Here is a 508-nt window from a genome sequence, read left to right as displayed (position 1 = left end):
GATATGATATTAAGCTTAATAGCTTTTTGCTGGAGCAAAAGCTTCTGTACCGTGTTGAACCCATGATGGCTATTGCTAGGGCAAAGGGAATTCATATTGGAGAAAAATTACTTTCAGTAGCTTGGAAAAAGTTACTTGAGGGCCATGCGCATGACAGTATGGGAGGATGCATATCAGATGATGTAGCAACTGATGTACTTCATCGCATGAAAGAAGCAAACGAAATTGCTGACGGCATCGAAAATATGATTAAGAAGCGATTATCTGAACAGATGCAGTTAACCGAACAAGAGTTATTGATTGTTAATACAACACCTTTTCCATTTAGTGGTTTAAGAATCATAGAATTTATGAGTCCTTCAAAAAATATTAAACTAGTGGACTGTGAGGATGCTGTTATACTAGAGGCAATCTATTATGAAGGTAGGAGTAACATCCTCTTAGAAACACCGAAAGGACCAAGGTATATACAGGAAGAACCTTACTACATGCTGAGGGTGCTAGCTTC

General features: G+C 38.2%; 1 protein-coding gene. It reads left to right on the top strand.

The genetic code is table 11. The features are described from left to right. Nucleotides 1-508, top strand: a 508-nt coding sequence (locus tag QD409_RS35820) for a hypothetical protein (protein WP_430765097.1), incomplete at both ends; no start/stop codon positions are given.

The sequence above is a fragment of the Rhizobium sp. BR 315 genome (assembly GCF_050577975.1).
Classification (GTDB): domain Bacteria; phylum Pseudomonadota; class Alphaproteobacteria; order Rhizobiales; family Rhizobiaceae; genus Rhizobium; species Rhizobium miluonense.
Note: the sequence above shows the minus strand (reverse complement) of the source record. Positions and strands in the feature narration are given on the sequence as shown.